We start from the raw sequence: 18,724 nt of genomic DNA, 5'->3' as shown, positions 1-18,724 counted from the left end.
TTGCCTTAGAGGAACTGCCGTTGCAGTTTCTATGTCTTTCTCACTTACGCTTCTTTCTTGTGCTTCGAACAAGCAGCAGCCTTCAACCGATGAACCCGTTCCTGAAAATGAGACTGCTTTAGAAACGGAGTCGGTTCCTCCGCAGGCTTTGCCTCCGGTCCCTTCCACTCCGGTGACGGTGTTCGAAATGAAAATCGCGGATGCCGATAGGCAGGCTAGAGTCATTGACCGGCCGACCTTGGCGGCCCTCGATTTTGCGGCTTATTTTGCCAATCCGATTCGCTATGCCGGAAAAGAGGAAAAGCCTGAAAACTACGCAGGAAAAATGTCGGGGACTGCAATAGGGGATTACCCGTTTCCGATGCTAGATTCCCTTACGGAATATGAACCAGCCGCTGTCGCAGGGCGCCAACCCCTGGCCTGGGAACCCTTGGCGAAACTTCTTTATGCCCAGACCGGAAACGATTCGCTGACGGTTCTTTTGAACGAAGTAGAGGCGGTCAAGTGGGGCGAACCTGAGGTGTTCAGGGCTTTCCAGACGGTGTCGCGCCTTTGGGGAATTCCCATGAGTGACGGCTCGGTGCAATGGTGGGCCGAGGTGATGCCTGCGGTGTGGACGGGGCGTACGGCGTTCTACGGAAAGCTGAAACACGTGTCGCGTGGCGAAACAGCTGAAATCCTGAATTATTACCTGACGGCGGAAATGTCTGCCGAAGACGCCCTGAATTGGGCTCGGACGTTGTCTTCTTACTGGTACCCGACGCTCAATACTGACCTGGAACCGCATACGCCGGGTGCTCCCTGGGAGTCTCTCAAGGAGAGTCGACCGTTTGCGGTGATGCGCGGAAATCCGATGGGGACCCCGATGTGGATCGCTTTCGATGTTCCGGCGTTTCGGTTGAGTGACGAGGCCTTGCGTGCCAAAGCGGTAGCGGATTCCCTGGCTGCAGTAGGTGAAGTCGTTCCGGTGAACCGCGTCCTTGATACGAGTTCCACGTTCCGCCTGGAAACATTGGCCTCGCTCGAAGGAACATGCCCTGCAAATGATGCGACTAAAAAGTTTAAGGAGAATCTCTCGAAGACGCTGAAAAAGCTCCCCAAGGAGCAGAACGCCTGGGCGTCTAATGGAATGCTTTGGTTCAGGCGTAACGCCAATTATCTGCTTGCGGATAAGATTTCGGCCCAGGACTCGTTGCATAATCCGCTTCCACGTCTCTTGGAACTCAAGAAGTACCTGGATTCGCTTGGCGTACAGCTGCTGGTGGTGCCGATTCCTGTCAAGGAAGAAATCTATGGGGAACGACTTGTCGAAGGGACTGCCGCAGACCTCTGCGTGAACCCTGCCGGCCGTGAATTCACCCGTGAAATGCTTGCGGCGGGTCTCGACGTTTTGGATGTTTACCCGGCGCTAATGGCAGCGAAGACGGGTGACGAACCTCCGCGCTATAGCTATCAACGTTACGATACGCACTGGGCGCTTCCGGGAATGCTTGCCGCGATGGAACAGCTTGCCGCCCGTGTCACGCAGTATTCCTGGTACGCTGAATCGGGGGCGCAGCCGGGGTCGCTCAATATGCAAGAGACGACTACCCTTCGCGAAGGGGACCTGGTGGCTCATTTGCCCGATGCCGAAAAGGCTAAATATCCGGCAGATACTTTGTCTGTGATGAAGATTTTCAAGGGTTCTGAACCTTACAAGGGCGGAAAAAATGCCCCGATTCTTTTGATGGGTGATTCGTTTACGGGCGTCTTTGAATCGGTCGATCAGAAAAGTGGTGGTCCGGGTTCGCTCCTCGCTTATGCGACGGGACTTGACGTGCAGGTACTTACGAGCTGGGGTGGCGGCCCCGGTGTGTATCACCGCATGATGAAAATGAAGAAAGATATGCAGAGCAAGCGCCTCGTGATTTACATGATGACCGCTCGCGACTTCTGGCAATCTCCGATGGAATGGGATGGATTGTAGTTTAGGATGTTCTCTAGGTTATCCCGTCTTGCGAAGCGCCTGTTTTGGCCGACGCTAATTATCGTGTTTGCGGCGTCACTGGCGCTTGTGCTTTGGAGCGGCCGGGCCGAAAATATGGGCTTTCGCGACGCGGCATGCTCATTTGAAGACCGTATGCCCGGCTGCCTCGATTCCGTGGCGGCGTGGAGCGGGGGACTTGCCTTTTACGATAGTTCGCTGAAGGCGTCTGGTGATACCTTGCAGAGCCTGAAGCGACTCTTGTGGGAGTATTGGAAACTTGAATTCGCCGGTGCAGGGGAGCCTGCCGTATCCGAAAATGCGATACTTCCGATGCGTGTCTTGCAAACTAAAAAATCCGGTTGCATGGGGCTTTCGTGGCTTGCAATGATGGTGGCCGAGGCTAGGCATATTCCACTTTCGGTGGTGATGTTGCCGGGGCATGTGTTCCTTCGTTATGGGGAAGATTCTTCGACGGTGCAAAATCTGGAACCCAATCGCGAAGGTTTCCGCTATACCGACGAAGAATATCGCGGAAAATACCGGAACGGCCCTTGGACGGGGCTAGAATTCATGCCCTTGTCGTCGACGCAGTTTGTGGGGCTTGCCGCCTTTAACATGGGAAACCTCTATCTGGATTCCGACTTGCGGCGCGCCTTGACGTGGTACCGCATGGCCGAAACGTTCTTTCCGGAGTATCCGGGAATCAAGGCGAATCAGGAAATCGCGAAAAGCCGTTTGCCTGACCACCTTTAAATAAAGTAAGCCTCCTTAAATTGCTATTTTTTAGCGATGCTGAAGGCTCTGTTCCTATTGCTTTTGCTTTTTTTTGTTTCCTGTTCCGATTCAGGGAGCGTGTCGTCCAGTGCGGATTCCGAAATATCCGTAGTGGAAGATTCCCTTATGGGTATGGTTCGGGTAAAGACTAACGAACAGGTGCTTTATTTAGGGACGAATGATTCCTTGGTTCGCTCTGAGGAACGCCCCCGGATGCAGGTGTCCCTGGATTATGATTTTTCCATAGGCCGCCATGAGGTGACTTGTGGTGAGTTCAATACACTGATGAAAAAATCGACGGGACTTTCCCTCGAATGTGAAAACGACAGTATTCCTGCAACGAACTTGACCTATTACGATGCGGTTCTTTTTGCAAACGAACGCAGCAAGAAAGAAAAATTCGATACGGCCTACACCTACCGTTCCGCGGTCTTTGATTCCGAAAAGCATTGCACGAGTCTGGAAGGCTTTGCCTTTCACCCGGCAACGAAAGCTTACCGCCTGCCGACCGAAGCGGAATGGGTGCTCGTGGCGGGAATGTACTGGAATTTAGCCGATGGCTGGACTGCCGACAATTCCGATTACAAGTTGCACTCTGTATGCCGCAAGGTTTCAGAAGATGTACCCGTGTGCGATATGGTCGGAAATGCGATGGAATGGGTGAATGACTGGCTTGGACATTTCCGCGACACTGCCGTCGTGAATTTTGTGGGGGCGCCCGATGGGGGTGCTCTAGGGGTGCGTATCGTGAAAGGGGGGAGTTTTCAGAATATGGCCGAATCGATCACGCTGTACGGGCGTGGCGATGTGTATACGGTTACGTCTTCGACTCGGGCCGATTATGTAGGTTTTCGACTTGCTTTCGGTGATGTTCCGAATGCCGTGTGGATGGGGGATGATGGCCGGGCGACGACAAGCAGGATAGTTCCCCTTGCAAATGCGGTAACGCTTCGCTCCCATACGGGGACGTACAAGGCGAAGCTTGCTTTCAGGAATGATCTTTCGGGAAATATCGCCTATATTGACTATGCGGGCGGAATCCTTTCTGTGACTGAAATCGTAGACACGCTCGATGCGTATCATCCGGATATTTCACCCGATGGTGAAAAGGTGGCTTTCTGTACCAAGTTCGAGGGAGTGGGCGGCAAGTCGGAACTTTATGTACGCGACCTGAATGCGGAGGGCTCGAACCTTGTAAAGCTGAAAGTCGAAAGTGCCGCTATCCCGCGTTGGCGTGTATTGGCGAACGGCGATACTGTTATTGTCTATGTGAACGATGCAGGGGTCAATAACGATGAATCGGCTTTTATGGCATCATCGACCTGGCAGGTAAAATTTTCGAAAGGCAAGTTCGGAAAGCCTCAAAAACTTTTTGACGGTGCCTATCATGGTGGAATTAGCGAAGACAATACGCTCGCCGTCACGGGGGCGCGACTTTTGCGGTCGCACATGGTGAAGTCGGGGGCCGCGAAGTCGAAAACGACGGAAACCTCACTTGATACGGTATGGTACGCTGAAGATCAGGCCTGTAATGTATCTATGGCAAAAGATAGTAGCAAGCGGACGCTTTTCCTTGACTTTGGCGGAAAGAAGGGGCGAAAGTTCGTCGGTGAAAACTACAGGACTCACGAGCGCCTGCTTGTCGTAAATGCGTCGGGAAAATTGGTGCAGTCGGTTGGTGCTCCGGCAGGTTACACCTTTGACCATAGCGAATGGGATTTAGGTGGGAAAAACCTTGCGGTAGCGACCCTGGTGAACGCAAACGGGGTGCATCAAAAAATTGTACTTGTGAATTTGACGGATTCTACGATTGTGGATCTTGCCGAAGGGGACGAACTGTGGCATCCGTGCCTTTGGATTAAACGGTTTAATGCGTCGTCGGAAAATGTCTCGCTAGACGCCGACAGTGCGGGATTTTACCTGACCGAAGACGGAGACCTTACGGCGATGATCTTTAGGTACAAGATGGAACTGCTTTGGAATTACAGGAATTCGGCAAGTGTCATCGTGGTGGGCTCCTCGCGTCCGCAGCAGGCTATTTTGCCGAATAAGATGCGCCCTGAATTCAGAACGCTGAACCTGACGAATGTTCCCAATATGATGGCGTCGTCGGAATACATTGTCGAAAATTATGTTTTGCCGCACGTGTCGAATCTGAAATACCTAGTTATCTCGCTTGATATTGACTTGTGGTATCATGACGAAACTAGCGACTATAATTTCTTCTATTCCGAGTACAAGAAGTATCCCGGCTATGTCTACGATGAAAACCATGATTTCTGGAAATCGGGGGTTCCCGAAGGTTTAAGCGAAATGACGACCGAGTCTTACGGGGTAAATGACCTTGCGGAGATGTTCAGGTATTATTCTGGATATTGCTACGCGGAATCGATCAGCTGGGAGGAAAATCCGACGGTTGAATATGACAGCACCTGGATGGATTACCTTTCTTCCAATTACAGGGCTGCATTCGGTCATTTGGAAAATATCCTGAAGATGGCCGAAAAACGGGGTGTCTATGTCATTGGCGTGGTTTTCCCGCAAAGCCCGAACTTTAAGAAAACGGGAGCCTTTGGACGTTATGGAATTCGTAGAAGCGAAGCACCTGCACTTTTGAAGGAACTTCAGGATTTGGAAAAAGAGTATCCTCATTTTGTCTACTGGGACGAAAATCAGATGGGCGACCATGATTATGACGATTCCATGGCGAACAATAAGGATCACATGAGTAAAAAGGGTGCCGAACAGTTTACGGAACGCCTGAATCTGTTACTTGAAAAATTGGAGAAAAAATGAACCGTGTCGTATTGTTCTTTTTGATTGCCGCCTCCCTGTTCTTGGGTGTAGGGTGTTCCAATTCTGAACGAGTCACATCGTCGAATGATTCGGACGCCTACTTTACTCAGGATACGCTTGACGGCATGATTCGGGTGCAAATGAAAAATGCCTCGATTTCGTTAGGGACAAACGACCGGTATGCAAAATCCGATGAACGCCCGCAAATGCAGGTGTCGCTGGATTACTCTTTTTCCATAGGCCGTCATGAGGTGACCTGCAAGGAATTCAATTCCCTGATGCATTCTGCAACAAAGCTTGTGCTGGACTGTGACGGGAGTAATTTCCCGGCGACGGATTTGACTTTTTACGATGCGGTCCTTTTTGCGAACGAACGCAGCAAGGCCGAAGATCTCGATACGGCTTACACCTACATTCATGCCTATTTTGACAACCAGAAACATTGCACCAGCCTAGAAGGATTCGCTTTCCACCCCGAAGTCAATGCATACCGTTTGCCGACAGAAGCGGAATGGATGCTGGTCGCAAGATCCAACTGGGACCCCGCTTTCGCTTGGACGGCGGACAATTCGGATTACAAGCTGCACAAGGTATGCAGCTTGGCGGACACAAGTACCATTGTATGCGATATGCTTGGAAATGCGATGGAATGGGTGAATGACTGGCTTGGATATTTCCGCGATACGACTGTCGTGAACTATGTGGGTGCCCCCGATGGAGGCTCGTTTGGACAGCGCATCGTGAAAGGCGGTAGCTATAAGAATACGTCGGAATCGATTACGTCGTATGGCCGTGGCGACGTTTATATGGTGACGTCTTCGACGCGTGCCGACTACGTGGGGTTCCGTCTTGCGTACGGTTCCATTCCGAATGCCGTGTGGATTGCTGCCGATGGAAATGCCGCAACGACACGTGTCGTTCCATTGGTTCACTCGACAAAATTGCGTTCCTTGGCTGGAACCTATAAGGCAAAGCTTGCGTTCCGCAATGAACTGACGGGCAATATCGCCTATGTGGATTATTCCATGGTGAACTTGACCGTGACTGAAATTGTGGATACGATTGATGCCTATCATCCCGATATTTCGCCCGACGGAAGCAAGGTCGCTTTTTGCACGGGGCTTGAAGGTATTTCGGGAAAATCGAAACTCTATGTCCGCAATCTGGACGTCGAGGGTTCCAATTTGGTGCAGCTGGATGTCGAAAGTGCCGCCATTCCGCGTTGGCGAGTGTCACGCGGTGATACGGTAATCGTGTATGTGACGGATGCCGGCAATAATGCCGATGAAAGCTCATTTAAGGGTGCCTCGACTTGGCAGGTGAAATTTGAAAACGGAAAATTCGGTAAACCGCAAAAATTGTTTGACGGGGCCTATCATGGGGGAATCAGTGATGATAACCTCTTGGCGGTTTCTGGAGCAAGGGTGCTTCGTGCGCGTTCGGCAAGGCCGGGCGCGAGAACCGCTTCGGATATCAACGAACTTGTCTGGTATAACGGAGAACAGGCTTGCAATGTATCCCTTGCCAAGGATAAAAGCAAGCGAACCTTGTTCCTTGACTTTGGTGGCGAAACAGGGCAGAAGTTTGTCGGAAAGAAATACAGAACGCATGAACGCCTGCTCGTTACCGATAGCGGTGGAGACCTGATTCAGACGGTTGCCGCCCCTAAGGGGTATACGTTCGACCATAGCGAATGGGCTTCGGGGGACAGTGGCCTGGTGGTGGCGACCCTTACGAATACGAAGGGCGCTCATCAAAAGATTGCTCTTGTCCACTTGGCCGATAGTTCCATTGTTGAACTTATGGAAGGCGATGACTTGTGGCACCCGTGTCTGTGGGTGAAACCAAGGCATTTTGTTAGGGATGGCATTAAACTGGACTTGGACAGTGCCGGAATCTATTTTAACGAATGGGGCGGGGAGGCGGCTGCGATTCTTCGCTACAAGATGGAATTATTGTGGAAATACTGGGATACCGCAAATGTCGTCATTATGGGGTCTTCGCGCCCGTTGGACGGTGTGAATCCGAGTTTGCTTGACAAAAAGTTCTTTGCCTTGAATATGGCGCATGTTCCCAATATGATGGCATCATCTGATTATTTGATGACAAACTATGTATTCCCGCATGTGACAAATCTTAAATATGTCGTGATCTCTTTGGATATTGACATGTGGTATCGCAGTGAAAAAACGGAATCAAATTTCTTTTACAAGGAATACAAGAACTATCCCGGATATGTTTATGATAGGGATCATAAATTCTGGGTTCCTCGAGCTCCCGATGAGTTGGTGTATCTGACAGAGGAATCGATGGGGGCGGAATCCTATTTTAGCAACTTTGTCGAAACTCGCGGATTTAATCCTGCTGACCCCAGTACGTGGGAATCGAAACCGTCGGTCGAAAACGATAGTACCTGGATGTCGGAACGATCTGCGTACTATTACGCCAACATGAAGCATCTGAAAAATATCTTGACGCAGGCGAAGGAAAAAGATGTCTACGTCATCGGTGTGATTTTCCCGCAGAGTCCGGGCTACAAGAAAACAGGGGCTTTGGGCCGCTATGGAATTCGCCGCAGTGAGGCGCCTAAACTGCTGAAAGAACTGAATGACTTGAGCAAGGAATATCCGAACTTTGTCTTTTGGGATGAAAATCAGATGGGCGACCATGATTATACCGATGAGATGGCATCCAATAAGGACCATTTGAGTTATCTTGGTGCAAAACAGCTGACCTTAAGGCTGAATGCCAAACTGAAAAAATTAAAGTAGCAGGAATCGATCATGAAATTTGCTTGGCTCGGATTGCTTTTGCTCTTGCTTGGCGCCTGTTCCAACTCGGAACGCCCTTTGTCGCAAGATGGGGCCGATACGGTTGTCGAAGAGGACTCCCTTGCAGGAATGATCCTTGTCAAGGCGACTGATGAAGTGGTGGTTCTAGGTACAGACGAGGCTTCGGCCAAGGTGAATGAACGCCCCCAAATGCGCATTCGTTTCGGGTACGATTTTTCGCTGGCAAGGCACGAGGTGACTTGTGGTGAATTTGATTCCCTGATGGAAAGATCTACGGGACTTTCGCTGAATTGTGCCGACGCCCAAATTCCGGCGACCCACGTGACGTATTATGATGCGGTTCTTTTTGCCAATGAGCGTAGCAAGGCCGAAGGCTTTGATACGGCTTATACGTATGTGTCGGCTATTTTTGATTCTGACCGTCATTGCACGAATTTGGAGGGATTTGCTTATCACCCGGATGTCGAGGCGTTTCGTTTGCCGACCGAGGCGGAGTGGGTGCTCGTCGCTAGTATGGACTGGAATCCCGAAAATAGCTGGAATGCCGAAAATTCGGACTACAAGCTGCACAAGGTTTGTGGAAAGAATGTTGCAAACGAGTTTTGCGACTTGGCCGGAAACGCGATGGAATGGGTGAATGATTGGCTGGGCGAATTTCACGATACGGAAGTCTTGAATTTCGTGGGCGCCCCCGATGGAGGATCCTTGGGACAGCGTGTCGTGAAAGGCGGAAGTTACCGCAATTTGGCAGAATCCATGACTTTGTATAGTCGGGGAGATGTCTATACGGTCACCTCTTCGACGCGTGCGGACTATGTGGGCTTTCGACTTGCCTTCGGTGCGGTTCCTCATGCGACTTGGCTTGGAAACGACGGACAATCTTTAGAAAGTCGCATTGTTCCCCTTGCAAGTTCTACGACGCTACATGCATTGTCGGGAACATACAAGATGAAACTCGTTTTCCGAAATGACCTTACGGGAAATTTGGCTGTAATCGATTATTCCGGGGCGACTTTGTCTGTGGTAGAAATGGATGATGGCATCGATGCCTACCATCCGGATATTTCTCCCGATGGAAGCAAGGTAGCCTTCTGCACCGGACTCGAAGGGGTTTCGGGACAGTCGACGGTTTATGTTCGCAGTCTTGAAGGTAAAGAGAAAAACTTGGTCAAGCTCAATGTGGAATCGGCTGCGATTCCGCGGTGGCGAGTGCTTGAAAATGGGGATACGGTGATTGTTTATGTGACCGATGCCGGAGACAATACCGAAGACGCCGATTTCAGAAAAAAATCTACGTGGCAGGTTCCTTTTAAGAAAGGCAAGTTTGGTAAGCCTCAGAAGTTGTTTGACGGTGCCTATCATGGAGGCATTAGCGAAGATAATACCCTCGCCGTTTCGGGGTCGAAACTCTTGCGTGCGCGTGTGGCAAAAATGCATTCCTCTGTAACGGAAAAGGCGGAGGATTTTGTGTGGTACAATCGTTTGCAGGCATGCAATGTCTCGCTTGCAAAGGATAGTAGCAAACGGACTTTATTCCTCGATTTTGGCGGAGCGACAGGGCAAAATTTTGCAGGGGAAAAATATGGTACGCATAAGCGTTTGCTTGTGGCCGATGCATCGGGTGAATTGATTCAGTCTGTGGGGGCTCCGGCGGGAAATTCTTTTGACCATAGCGAATGGGTGATTGGCTCTGAAAATCTCGTGGTGGCTTCCCTTGCGAATGTAAATGGCGCGCACCAGAAAATGGTCCTGATTAATTTGAAGGATTCTTCTCTGATTGACCTTGCCGAAGGTGAGGAACTTTGGCATCCGTGTCTGTGGTTCAAGAAAACCGAGACCGCCGAAAAGGAAACGTCGCTTTTGGATTTGGATAGTGCGGGAATTTATTTTGTAAGTGGGCAGGACTGGATGCACGAAGCGCTCGGCTTCAAGATGACGATGCTCTGGAAGTATAAGGATGATGTCGAAATCCTTTGCGTAGGAAGTTCCAGAGTCGAGGACGGTATTGCCGTAACGCAGATGACATCCGGCTTTGCGCTGAATATGGGACATCCCGGTAATGAGTTGAATGCCTCTTTATATGTTGCTGAAAATTATGGCGTAAACCATTTGAGTAAGTTAAAGGCGGTTATCGTTTCACTTGATCTAGACCTGTGGCAGACAACGGTAGAGTATACGGATGAACATTTCCGGAATGCACCGGGCTACGTCTATGACGCAAACCACTTCTTCTGGAAAGAGGAACTGCCCAAGGATTTTGTGAATGCGGTCGATGCCGCGGCAAATTATTCCGCATCGAAAATGGCGTACGAAGCGTCTCGCGGATTTTCTGCCAATGGCGAAGTGGAATGGGGCTTGCCGCTAGTGGAATCCGATTCGAACTGGACTGATGAACGCACCGAACAGATTCCGTGGAACCTTGCTCGGTTGGACGATTTTCTCGGTCGAATGGATTCCTTGAACATCCGTGTCGTGGGGGTGATTTTTCCACAGAATCCCCGTTACCAAGAAACAGGGGCGTGGGGACGTTACGGGCCAAGGCGTTCTGTGGCGGCCGAGGTACTGGATTCGTTGAAAAAAATGCAGAAACATCATCGGGTTTTCACCTTGATGGATGAAAATAAGAACGGAAAGCACGATTATTCCGACGAGATGGCGCTGAATACGGATCACCTGAGTGCTCTTGGGGCGGCGCAGACTACGCAGCGTCTGGATTCTTTACTTAAGACGCTTGAAAGGTAACAGATGCGTTTGTCAGTGAACAGGACGGCTTTACTCATTGCTGCGTTTGCCGCGCTGTTTTCGATTTTCCCGCTGACCGATACCGATATCTGGTGGCATTTGGCGTGTGCCCGTGAATGGGTGACGACATGGACGCCAGTGCGCACACCTGTGGTGAATGTTCACGAGTACTTTCAAATGGTCTTGAGCTTTGTCTACGGCCTGGGTGGCGCTCCTTTGTTGGTGGCGTTCAAGGCGATGTTATGGGGAATCGTATTTGCACTTTTCTTGCGTTCCTGCGAACCGCCAAAGAATGTCATTGCGGTTTTTCTCCTTTTCATATTCCGTTACCATCTTGAATTGCGCCCGGTGCTATTTTCGCTATTGTTCCTTGGAATCTATTGGAATGTCTTGCCGAGTGTTTTCCTCGGGAACATTGGTCGCACTTTGTTTGAAAATGAAAAACGTCATTGCGAGCCCCGCAGGGGCGTGGCAATCTCTAGTTGCGGTACTGTAACCTTAGTCCTTGCCATTCAGTGGTTCTGGTGCAAATGCCAGGGGCTTTACATTTTAGGACCACTTTTTGCGTTGCTTGTTTTGGTTGCCTTTATCTGGGATTCTCGCAGAGCGGGGGAGAATGTTTCGCTAAAGTCTTTTGCGTGGCGTATTGCTTTTGTCCTTGCGTTGTTTGCCATGCCGTTCTTGCACCGTGAAGGGCTGAACCTGTTCCTGTATCCGTTCGGGCTGTTGGATCGCCTATTGGGACTTTCTCCGTCCGCTGCCGTTTTCGCCAGTGAAATCGCCGAGAACCGTTCTCCCATTACGCTTCTGATGGCGGGGGAGAATACGCTAGAGTGTGTGTTGATGATTGCGCTTTGCGTGGCAGGAATTATTTGGTGCACAAGGTTCTTTTTTATGTGCCATCCTGAGCCCATTCGACAAGCTCAGGGTAAACTCCGTGCGAAGCTCGTAGTCGAAGGACCTCTAGGGAGCGAAGCAATCTCTAGAAAAATGGTGCAAAACGCAGCCCTCCTTGTAACCGCAATCCTCGCCCTTGTCGCCGAACGCAACTTCGTGCTGTTCTTGCCCGTACTTTTGGGAATGAGAAATGAAAAAATAAAAATTAAAAAAGATCATTCTTCATTCTTCATTCTTCATTCTTCATTTAAACATCTAAATTCTAAGTTCTTCCCACTAAGTTGTTCTTTCGTCTCTCGTCTTTCGTCTCTCGTCTGTGCTGCGTTCCTCCTAGGTCTCTGGGGGCGCTCCCTTTCTGCTTACGATTCTTCGATGGTCGCTTATCAGCGTGTTCCTGTCGGTGCGGCGAACTGGATGCTGCAACACCTGCATGCCGGTAGGCTTTTCAACGACGACCGTGCGGGCGGCTACTTTGCTTTTATGAATCCGACAGACTCCATCTACATTGATGGAAGGTTTATTCTGAAAACAGCCGATTTTTTTGAGCGGTATCTGGAATATGCAAATAATCCGGCGCTATTCCTTGCCGATGCCGATTCATTGAACATCGACCGTGCCGTTTTTCCGCTGCGTTATTATGCCCGTTGGGATTCCCTGCTTCACGCTCTTGAAAAGACCCCGCGTTGGCGCCTTGCGTATCGTGACGACTACTTTGTTGTATTCGATAAGAAATAAAAAGAGAGGCGCAGCCAAAGCCACGCCTCCCTTTCTCTCTCGTTGATTAAACGAATTTATTTTACCTGGAATACGCGCACCATGTTTGTTGCGTTTCCCTGAATCTTTGCGATGTACTTGCCTGCAGGGAGGCTTGCAAGCGAAAGTGTTCCGCTCACATGGTCGACTTTCATCAGCTTGTCGCCCTTAAGGGTATAGATTTCAACGGTTGCAGACGTGCCTGCAATATGCAATGCCTTGCCGTCAAAGCTGGTGTTGAAGTTGTGTGTAGCCTTGGCAAAGGTTGGGGTTTCGCTGCCACCGCACTTGGTATAGCTCGTGGGATTGGTGGCAAGATAGCTCTTTACGAGGTTGCCAGAAGTGGTGTACTGGAGCGAAGTCTTGCTCGAAGATCCCTGGAATGCGGCGGTTCCTTCGTCAATTTTGGAGGCGGACCAGTTCGCCCAGGAAAGCTTGTTGCCGTCAATCCAGTTTTGCCAGCCCGTGTTCTTGCTCTGATCGGGAGTGCCGCCGCCATCGGCGTTACCCGTGCCCCATTCGGAAACGAACACGGAAAGACCTGCATCGATTGCCTGCTGTGCGTTGGCGCCTTCGCAAGCTGATCCCCAGGTGGTCTGCCCGCTCCAGCAGTGGGAATTGGCGTAATAGTGGAAGGTATAGGCGATGTTTTCGCCAGAAACCGTATTGCCGATGGCTTCTTGCGGATTCTGGTCGTACTGCCTGTTGCCGACAAGAATCAGGTTGTCGGAGTATTCGCGAATGACTGGCACGACTTGGTTGGCGTAATTCTTGATGACGCTCCACGCAATGTCCGTCGGTTCGTTAAAAAGTTCGAAAATGACGTTGTCGTATTGACCGTAGGTCTGTGCCATTTCTTTAAAGAAAGTCTTTGCGGATTCGGTCTGTTCGTTAGCATTGTGGGAATGCCAGTCAATGATTACGTAGATGTCGTTCTTGATGGCTGCTTCAACAACGGTCTTCATGAGGTTCTTCTGAAATTCTGGATCGCTGGCATAGCCGGTAATATGGGCGGACTTGTCATCGCCGCAACTTTCTGAACCATCCTTGCAGCCCCACCAGTCATCGCTGCCAGTTGCCATGGCTGCTCGCACAATCTGGATGTTCATGTCGCGCACCATGGTGCTGACACCTTCTTCGGTCCAGAATTCAGTTGCCTTGGGCAACAGGCTCCAGTAAAGGCTCATGCCGCGCACTTGGACTTCCGCACCGTCCTTGACGCCTTCGCAGCTGCCATAGATGCGGCCTTTGCCCTGCGAGTTCTTGCCGGTCATCAGCTGACCGTACTGGCTGACAGGACCCACGCGGGTGGGAGTGATGTCCTGGGCCACTGCGAAAGTGGAACTGAGCGCTAAAGAAGAAAGAATGGCGAGTTTTGAGATTCTTTTCATTGTGGTCATCCTTTTTTTTTCTGAAAATAAGTTTTATTACCGAAAAAAGATTAAAAAAGAGCTTCTTTTTTGTTTACGCGCGTGTAAAGTGTGACTTGGATTATGTTTTTGGGGCTTTATGTTCCTTATTTTGGAGGGGAATTTACTAGATTGCGGATAAACGGTCCGTTTCCTCAGGAACGAACCCTTTTGAGGTATATATGAAATTGATGAAATTTGCAATTCCCGCCCTATTGGCTTTTTCGACTGTATTTGCGCAACAGGGAGCTCCCACAGGAGCCGCTGTAGATCCGACGGGCGATGAACAGAAAGCGCTTGACGCTCTCAAGGGAAAGCTGGAAGGGGCCATTGTGTGGGCGACGAGTCGTGCAAATTCGCATCACGATATCTGGATGATGAACGCAGACGGTACCAATCCGCATGCGCTTACGAGTGGCGACAACGTGGACTGGTTCCCGCGCATTTCTCCCGATGGTTCTACGGTGCTCTTTAACCGCAGCAAGGGCGGCTGGGTTCCCGAAAACGATGCCAACTACCCGGAAAAGTGGGACTTGTGGATGGTCGACATCTCGGGCGAAAACGCTCGTAAGGTGGTGGACAACGCCACGTGGGGTACCTGGAGACCCGACGGCAAGTCGATTGTGTTTAGCCGCGCCGGCAAGGTGTTCACGATGGACCTTGCAAGCAAGAAAGAGACCCTTGTGCTCGATGGTGAAAAGGCCTTTAACAAGTCCGGCGTGATTCTGCAGGAGCCGAACATGAGCCCCGACGGTAAGCATTTGGCGATCACGCTCCGCGGTTCCATGCGCGAAACGGGCGTGTGGGATTTGGCAAAGAATGCCTGGACCAAGTCCGGCGACGGTTGCCAGATTGACTGGAATTTTGACGGATCCAAGCTTTACCGCGTGAACCCGACGGGTAACGGTGGCACGGCTGCTCCGAGTGAAATCCTCTGGTTCAGCGCCAAGGATGGCAAGCAGATTGAAAAGGTCGGTTTCTTTGGGATTCCCAAGAACGTGAAACTGATGGACTTGCCCGGTCGTCGTAGCCACGAATACTTCCCGCGCCTTTCTCCCGATGGCAAGTGGCTTGTCTGGGGGGCAACCGACAAGGGCCATGACCACGACTTGTTCGACTACGAACTGTACATCTGGAAGATTGGTGAACCGGTCGAATCGGCAACTCGCGTTACCTACCATACCGGTAATGACCGTTGGCCGGACATCTGGCTCGGCAAGGTTCCTGTAAAGGAATCTGTCCCTTCGGCATCAGGGGCCTTGGCTTCTGCTGCTGCGACAGCCACTAATGCCGCCGCCGTTGTGCAGGGTGGCGTGAGCGAAGCCAAGATGGATGAACTCATCCAGGCGATCAATCGCCTGACAGATGCCGTGAAGGCCCTTTCTAAGTAAAAAATAGGTTCAAGGGCCGAAGCAAAGGGTTGAAAAAAAAGACTCAGTTTTCACTGAGTCTTTTTTCTGCGGTCGGACAGACTTGAACTGTCATGGGATCGCTCCCACTAGCACCTCAAGCTAGCGTGTCTACCAATTCCACCACGACCGCGTGGTCCTTAGCGGAACAGCGCAAATTTAGTATAAAATTTTGATTTTGGAAATGAATGGCGCTAAAAAAAGTGAAAAAAATAGGTCCCTGGCCCGCACTGTGGTTTGACAAGCTGTAAGGTCCCTGAGCTTAAACCTGTGCTGAGCGTAGTCGAAGCAAAGGGCCAAAAAAAAAGACTCAGTTTTCACTGAGTCTTTTTTCTGCGGTCGGACAGACTTGAACTGTCATGGGATCGCTCCCACTAGCACCTCAAGCTAGCGTGTCTACCAATTCCACCACGACCGCGTGGTCCTTAGCGGAACGGCAACAAATTTAGTTTAAATATTGAATCTTGTAAAGGGGTGAAGTCGAAATTTTTAGAAAAAAGATGATTTTTTCTCTCAAGTATGTCATTCCCGATTTAGTCGGGAATCTCCGTTTTTGAAATTCCGAATTACACTTCTGCAACTAACTTATCAAACACCTGTCCGCGGACCTTGTAGTTCTTGAAAAGTCCGAAACTTGCGCAGGCGGGGCTCATGATGACTGTACCGCCCTTGCCAATGTTCAGGCTGTCGGTGAAAGCTTCTTCGAGCGTGGGGAAAATGCTTGCGGGAATGCCCTTTCCGTCTTCGCCAGCGGTTTCAAGCCCGGCCTGCTTTAAGGATTCGAACATGCGTTCGGCGGTAGCGCCGATGAGCGCGACTCGCTTCAGGTTCGGGCGCTCCTTCACCAGAATATTCGAAAGTTCGGTGAAGTCCGCATTCTTTTCGGAGCCGCCGAGAATGAGCGCGAAGGGGCGTTTCATGCTGGCCGTTGCGGCGATCGTCGCGTCGGGGCGAGTGGCGTAGCTGTCGTTGTAGAATTCAATGCCGTTCTTCTCGCCTTTGAATTCCATGCGGAAGGGGAGTGTCTCGTAGCTTTTCAACGCTTCGAAGGCGTCTGCCACCTTGATTCCGAGGGCTTTCACGGCGAGGGTCGCCGCCGCCATATTTTCCAGCTGGTAGATTCCGCGGACCTTGCAGTCCGAAAGGTAAAGCTTCTCGCCGTCGATTGCGAGGGTGGCGCCGTCAATCACGGCGTCTCCGTCGCCTGCGCTCGGACCATCCTTGAGGCTCACAGCGTACTTTGTCCCAGCGGGGCTTTCGCTTGCAATCTTTACGGTGGGTTCAGCATCCTTCAGGTACACGCAGGTGCCGGCGCGCTTCTGCCAACGTACCAGGTTCGCCTTCGCGTCGCGGTATTCCTCGACGCTCTTGTGCCAGTCCAAGTGCTCCGTCGAAACGCGCAGAACCACGCCTACATCCGGTGAAACTGACAAGGTCATCAGCTGGAAACTCGAAAGCTCCAGAATGCTCACTCGGTCTGTCGTTTCTGTTTCGAGCAAGTCCAACGCCGGCACACCGAAGTTGCCGCCAATCTCGTTGTTCACGCCGCACTTCGTCAAAATGTGGCTAATCATGCTCACGGTAGATCCCTTGCCGAGTGTTCCCGTAACGCCAACGGTCTTCTTCGACTTAGTTTGTTCTAAAAACAGCTGAATCTGGCTTGTGAGTAAGCCTCCGTTCATCTGGAACTTGAAAAGCTCCGGACTCATCGGGTAGACGCCTGCCGAACGGACCACGGTCACGCAGTCCTTCAGACCGTCCATGTAATTGTCTCCGCTACTTACCTTAACGTTCACGCCGGCAGGCACTTCCGGCAATTTCACCGGGTTCTTGTCCATCACGACGATGTCCTTGATTCCGTTACGGACAAGGTAATTGAACGTGCTCTGGCCTTCGACGCCAAAGCCCAAAACGCCAACAGGGGCAACAATAGAATTCTGCATAAAAAACCTCTGGGGAAAAGGTAGAAAAGAGATATGAGGTCGGCTTGCTTTGCAAGCCTTTGAGCTGTGAGGTCGCACTTGCTGTGCTTTGTGTTAAAATATGGCGCCAACGGCGCGACCATAAAACCTCAAAGGCGCGAAGCGCCGTGCTCACTCCTCAGAGGGCCAAAGGCCCGACCTCATACACTGCGGCTATGCCAAAAAAAAAATCCGCCCTTTCACAAGGGCGGACTTCGTAATGCGGTCGGACAGACTTGAACTGTCATGGGATCGCTCCCACTAGCACCTCAAGCTAGCGTGTCTACCAATTCCACCACGACCGCAGGTTTGTCGGCTGTCATCGGGACTAACCCAGCGACAGCCTGACAAAATCCTTACTTGGCTTCAGCCGGAGCGGCGTCAGCGGCGGGAGCTTCAGCTGCCGGTGCAACATCGGCGGCCGGTGCAGCGGGTGCTGCAAAGTCAGCCGGAAGAGCCGGAGCGGGAGCCTGCTGCTGGGCAGCGTTTTCGCGGGTAGCCTTCTGCATCGAGGATTCTTCCACAGCCTGGTCCTGCTTGGCAGTGATGAGGCCGAGGGCGAACACGACGATAAAGAAGATCACGGCCACGGCACGGGTCAACTTCTGGATGAAGGTCGCGGCACCTGCGGTAGAGAAAGCGGACTGCGAAGTCATGCCACCGAGACCTGCGAGGCCGCCCATCTTGTCGTTCTGAACCAGGACGAGCAACATGAGGAACAAGCACAGGAACACGTGCAGGACGATACCAATCCAAAAGAGAGTTGTCATAGTCGTTTATACCTTGAATTTAAAGTTTATGGTCGAACGAGCCTGAACCAAGAATTACTTGGCTTCGGCAGCGGCGATGATTTCCATGAAGGTGTTAGCCTTGAGGCCTGCACCACCAATGAGACCGCCGTCGATGTCCTTCTGAGCGAGGAGGCCAGCAGCGTTGGCGCCCTTCATGGAACCACCGTACTGGATGCGCATGCCTTCGGCAACGGCTTCGCCGTAGATTTCCTTAACAACGGAGCGAGCGTAGGCCTGGGTGTCCTGAGCCTGTTCGTCGGTAGCGGTAACGCCAGTACCGATTGCCCAAACCGGTTCGTAAGCGAGAACGCACTTTGCGGCGTCTTCGGCAGAAACGTCCTTGAAGGCGCCCTTGATCTGGAGGCCGAGGACTTCCTTCAGGATGCCGCCGTTGCGCTGGTCGAGGGTTTCGCCAATGCAGATGATCGGCTTCA

General features: G+C 51.3%; 11 protein-coding genes and 3 tRNA genes. 7 read left to right on the top strand and 7 right to left on the bottom strand.

Annotated elements, in window-relative coordinates; translation table 11 throughout:
* The first annotated feature begins 31 nt into the window (after nucleotides 1–31).
* Genes Q0W37_RS12360 through Q0W37_RS12335 form a run of 6 tightly spaced genes read left to right on the top strand, consistent with a single transcriptional unit; the run spans nucleotide 32 to nucleotide 12,702 of the window.
* Entirely contained in the window at nucleotides 32–1,966 is a 1,935-nt protein-coding gene (locus tag Q0W37_RS12360) for a hypothetical protein (RefSeq protein ID WP_297701862.1), read from the top strand.
* A 6-nt stretch (nucleotides 1,967–1,972) separates the two neighbouring features.
* On the top strand, nucleotides 1,973–2,719 hold the full coding sequence (locus Q0W37_RS12355; protein ID WP_297701861.1) for a transglutaminase family protein: 747 nt from the start codon (nucleotides 1,973–1,975) through the stop codon (nucleotides 2,717–2,719).
* 36 nt (nucleotides 2,720–2,755) lie between these two features.
* The gene (locus tag Q0W37_RS12350; protein ID WP_297701860.1) at nucleotides 2,756–5,536 is read left to right on the top strand and encodes a TIGR02171 family protein; all 2,781 of its coding nucleotides are present in this window, start codon (nucleotides 2,756–2,758) and stop codon (nucleotides 5,534–5,536) included.
* Nucleotides 5,533–8,307 carry a TIGR02171 family protein gene (locus Q0W37_RS12345; protein ID WP_297701859.1) on the top strand — a complete coding sequence of 925 codons (2,775 nt, stop codon included), beginning with the start codon at nucleotides 5,533–5,535 and terminating at the stop codon, nucleotides 8,305–8,307. The genes Q0W37_RS12350 and Q0W37_RS12345 overlap by 4 nt, the downstream gene beginning before the upstream one ends.
* A gap of 12 nt (nucleotides 8,308–8,319) precedes the next feature.
* Nucleotides 8,320–11,070: a TIGR02171 family protein gene (locus tag Q0W37_RS12340; RefSeq protein WP_297701858.1), complete on the top strand. Its 2,751-nt coding sequence runs from the start codon at nucleotides 8,320–8,322 to the stop codon at nucleotides 11,068–11,070.
* A 3-nt stretch (nucleotides 11,071–11,073) separates the two neighbouring features.
* A complete protein-coding gene (locus Q0W37_RS12335) occupies nucleotides 11,074–12,702 on the top strand; it encodes a hypothetical protein (protein WP_297701857.1) in 1,629 nt (542 codons plus the stop codon).
* A gap of 56 nt (nucleotides 12,703–12,758) precedes the next feature.
* Here the strand turns inward: Q0W37_RS12335 and Q0W37_RS12330 are convergent, their stop codons facing one another.
* Entirely contained in the window at nucleotides 12,759–14,111 is a 1,353-nt protein-coding gene (locus Q0W37_RS12330; protein ID WP_297701856.1) for a glycoside hydrolase family 5 protein, read from the bottom strand.
* A 200-nt stretch (nucleotides 14,112–14,311) separates the two neighbouring features.
* On the opposite strand from Q0W37_RS12330, the gene Q0W37_RS12325 reads away from it, so the two are divergent.
* Complete coding sequence (locus tag Q0W37_RS12325) at nucleotides 14,312–15,520, top strand: hypothetical protein (RefSeq protein WP_297701855.1); 1,209 nt, start codon at nucleotides 14,312–14,314, stop codon at nucleotides 15,518–15,520.
* Nucleotides 15,521–15,587: 67 nt separating this feature from the next.
* On the opposite strand, the gene Q0W37_RS12320 is transcribed toward Q0W37_RS12325, so the two are convergent.
* From Q0W37_RS12320 to Q0W37_RS12295, 6 genes are all read right to left on the bottom strand, one after another.
* Nucleotides 15,588–15,671: transfer RNA gene (locus tag Q0W37_RS12320), tRNA-Leu, on the bottom strand.
* Between the two features lie 201 nt (nucleotides 15,672–15,872).
* Nucleotides 15,873–15,956: transfer RNA gene (locus Q0W37_RS12315), tRNA-Leu, on the bottom strand.
* Between the two features lie 148 nt (nucleotides 15,957–16,104).
* Nucleotides 16,105–17,481: a UDP-N-acetylmuramoyl-L-alanine--D-glutamate ligase gene (gene murD, locus Q0W37_RS12310; protein WP_297701854.1), complete on the bottom strand. Its 1,377-nt coding sequence runs from the start codon at nucleotides 17,479–17,481 to the stop codon at nucleotides 16,105–16,107.
* 239 nt (nucleotides 17,482–17,720) lie between these two features.
* A tRNA-Leu gene (locus tag Q0W37_RS12305) sits at nucleotides 17,721–17,804 on the bottom strand.
* A 51-nt stretch (nucleotides 17,805–17,855) separates the two neighbouring features.
* The gene (gene secG, locus Q0W37_RS12300; protein ID WP_297701853.1) at nucleotides 17,856–18,269 is read right to left on the bottom strand and encodes a preprotein translocase subunit SecG; all 414 of its coding nucleotides are present in this window, start codon (nucleotides 18,267–18,269) and stop codon (nucleotides 17,856–17,858) included.
* A 54-nt stretch (nucleotides 18,270–18,323) separates the two neighbouring features.
* Nucleotides 18,324–18,724, bottom strand: a 401-nt coding sequence (locus Q0W37_RS12295) for a triose-phosphate isomerase (protein ID WP_297701852.1), incomplete at its 5' end; no start/stop codon positions are given.

Source organism: uncultured Fibrobacter sp., from assembly GCF_947166265.1.
In the GTDB taxonomy this organism is placed as follows: Bacteria; Fibrobacterota; Fibrobacteria; order Fibrobacterales; family Fibrobacteraceae; genus Fibrobacter.
This window is presented reverse-complemented; position numbering and strand designations above follow the sequence as displayed.

Excerpts from the sequence above, each read along its gene's own strand:
- murD (WP_297701854.1), bottom strand. The coding sequence starts at position 17,481 with ATGCAGAATTCTATTGTTGCCCCTGTTGGCGTTTTGGGCTTTGGCGTC.
- Q0W37_RS12340 (WP_297701858.1), top strand. The coding sequence starts at position 8,320 with ATGAAATTTGCTTGGCTCGGATTGCTTTTGCTCTTGCTTGGCGCCTGT.
- Q0W37_RS12325 (WP_297701855.1), top strand. The coding sequence starts at position 14,312 with ATGAAATTGATGAAATTTGCAATTCCCGCCCTATTGGCTTTTTCGACT.
- Q0W37_RS12360 (WP_297701862.1), top strand. The coding sequence starts at position 32 with ATGTCTTTCTCACTTACGCTTCTTTCTTGTGCTTCGAACAAGCAGCAG.
- secG (WP_297701853.1), bottom strand. The coding sequence starts at position 18,269 with ATGACAACTCTCTTTTGGATTGGTATCGTCCTGCACGTGTTCCTGTGC.
- Q0W37_RS12350 (WP_297701860.1), top strand. The coding sequence starts at position 2,756 with ATGCTGAAGGCTCTGTTCCTATTGCTTTTGCTTTTTTTTGTTTCCTGT.
- Q0W37_RS12335 (WP_297701857.1), top strand. The coding sequence starts at position 11,074 with ATGCGTTTGTCAGTGAACAGGACGGCTTTACTCATTGCTGCGTTTGCC.
- Q0W37_RS12355 (WP_297701861.1), top strand. The coding sequence starts at position 1,973 with ATGTTCTCTAGGTTATCCCGTCTTGCGAAGCGCCTGTTTTGGCCGACG.
- Q0W37_RS12345 (WP_297701859.1), top strand. The coding sequence starts at position 5,533 with ATGAACCGTGTCGTATTGTTCTTTTTGATTGCCGCCTCCCTGTTCTTG.
- Q0W37_RS12330 (WP_297701856.1), bottom strand. The coding sequence starts at position 14,111 with ATGAAAAGAATCTCAAAACTCGCCATTCTTTCTTCTTTAGCGCTCAGT.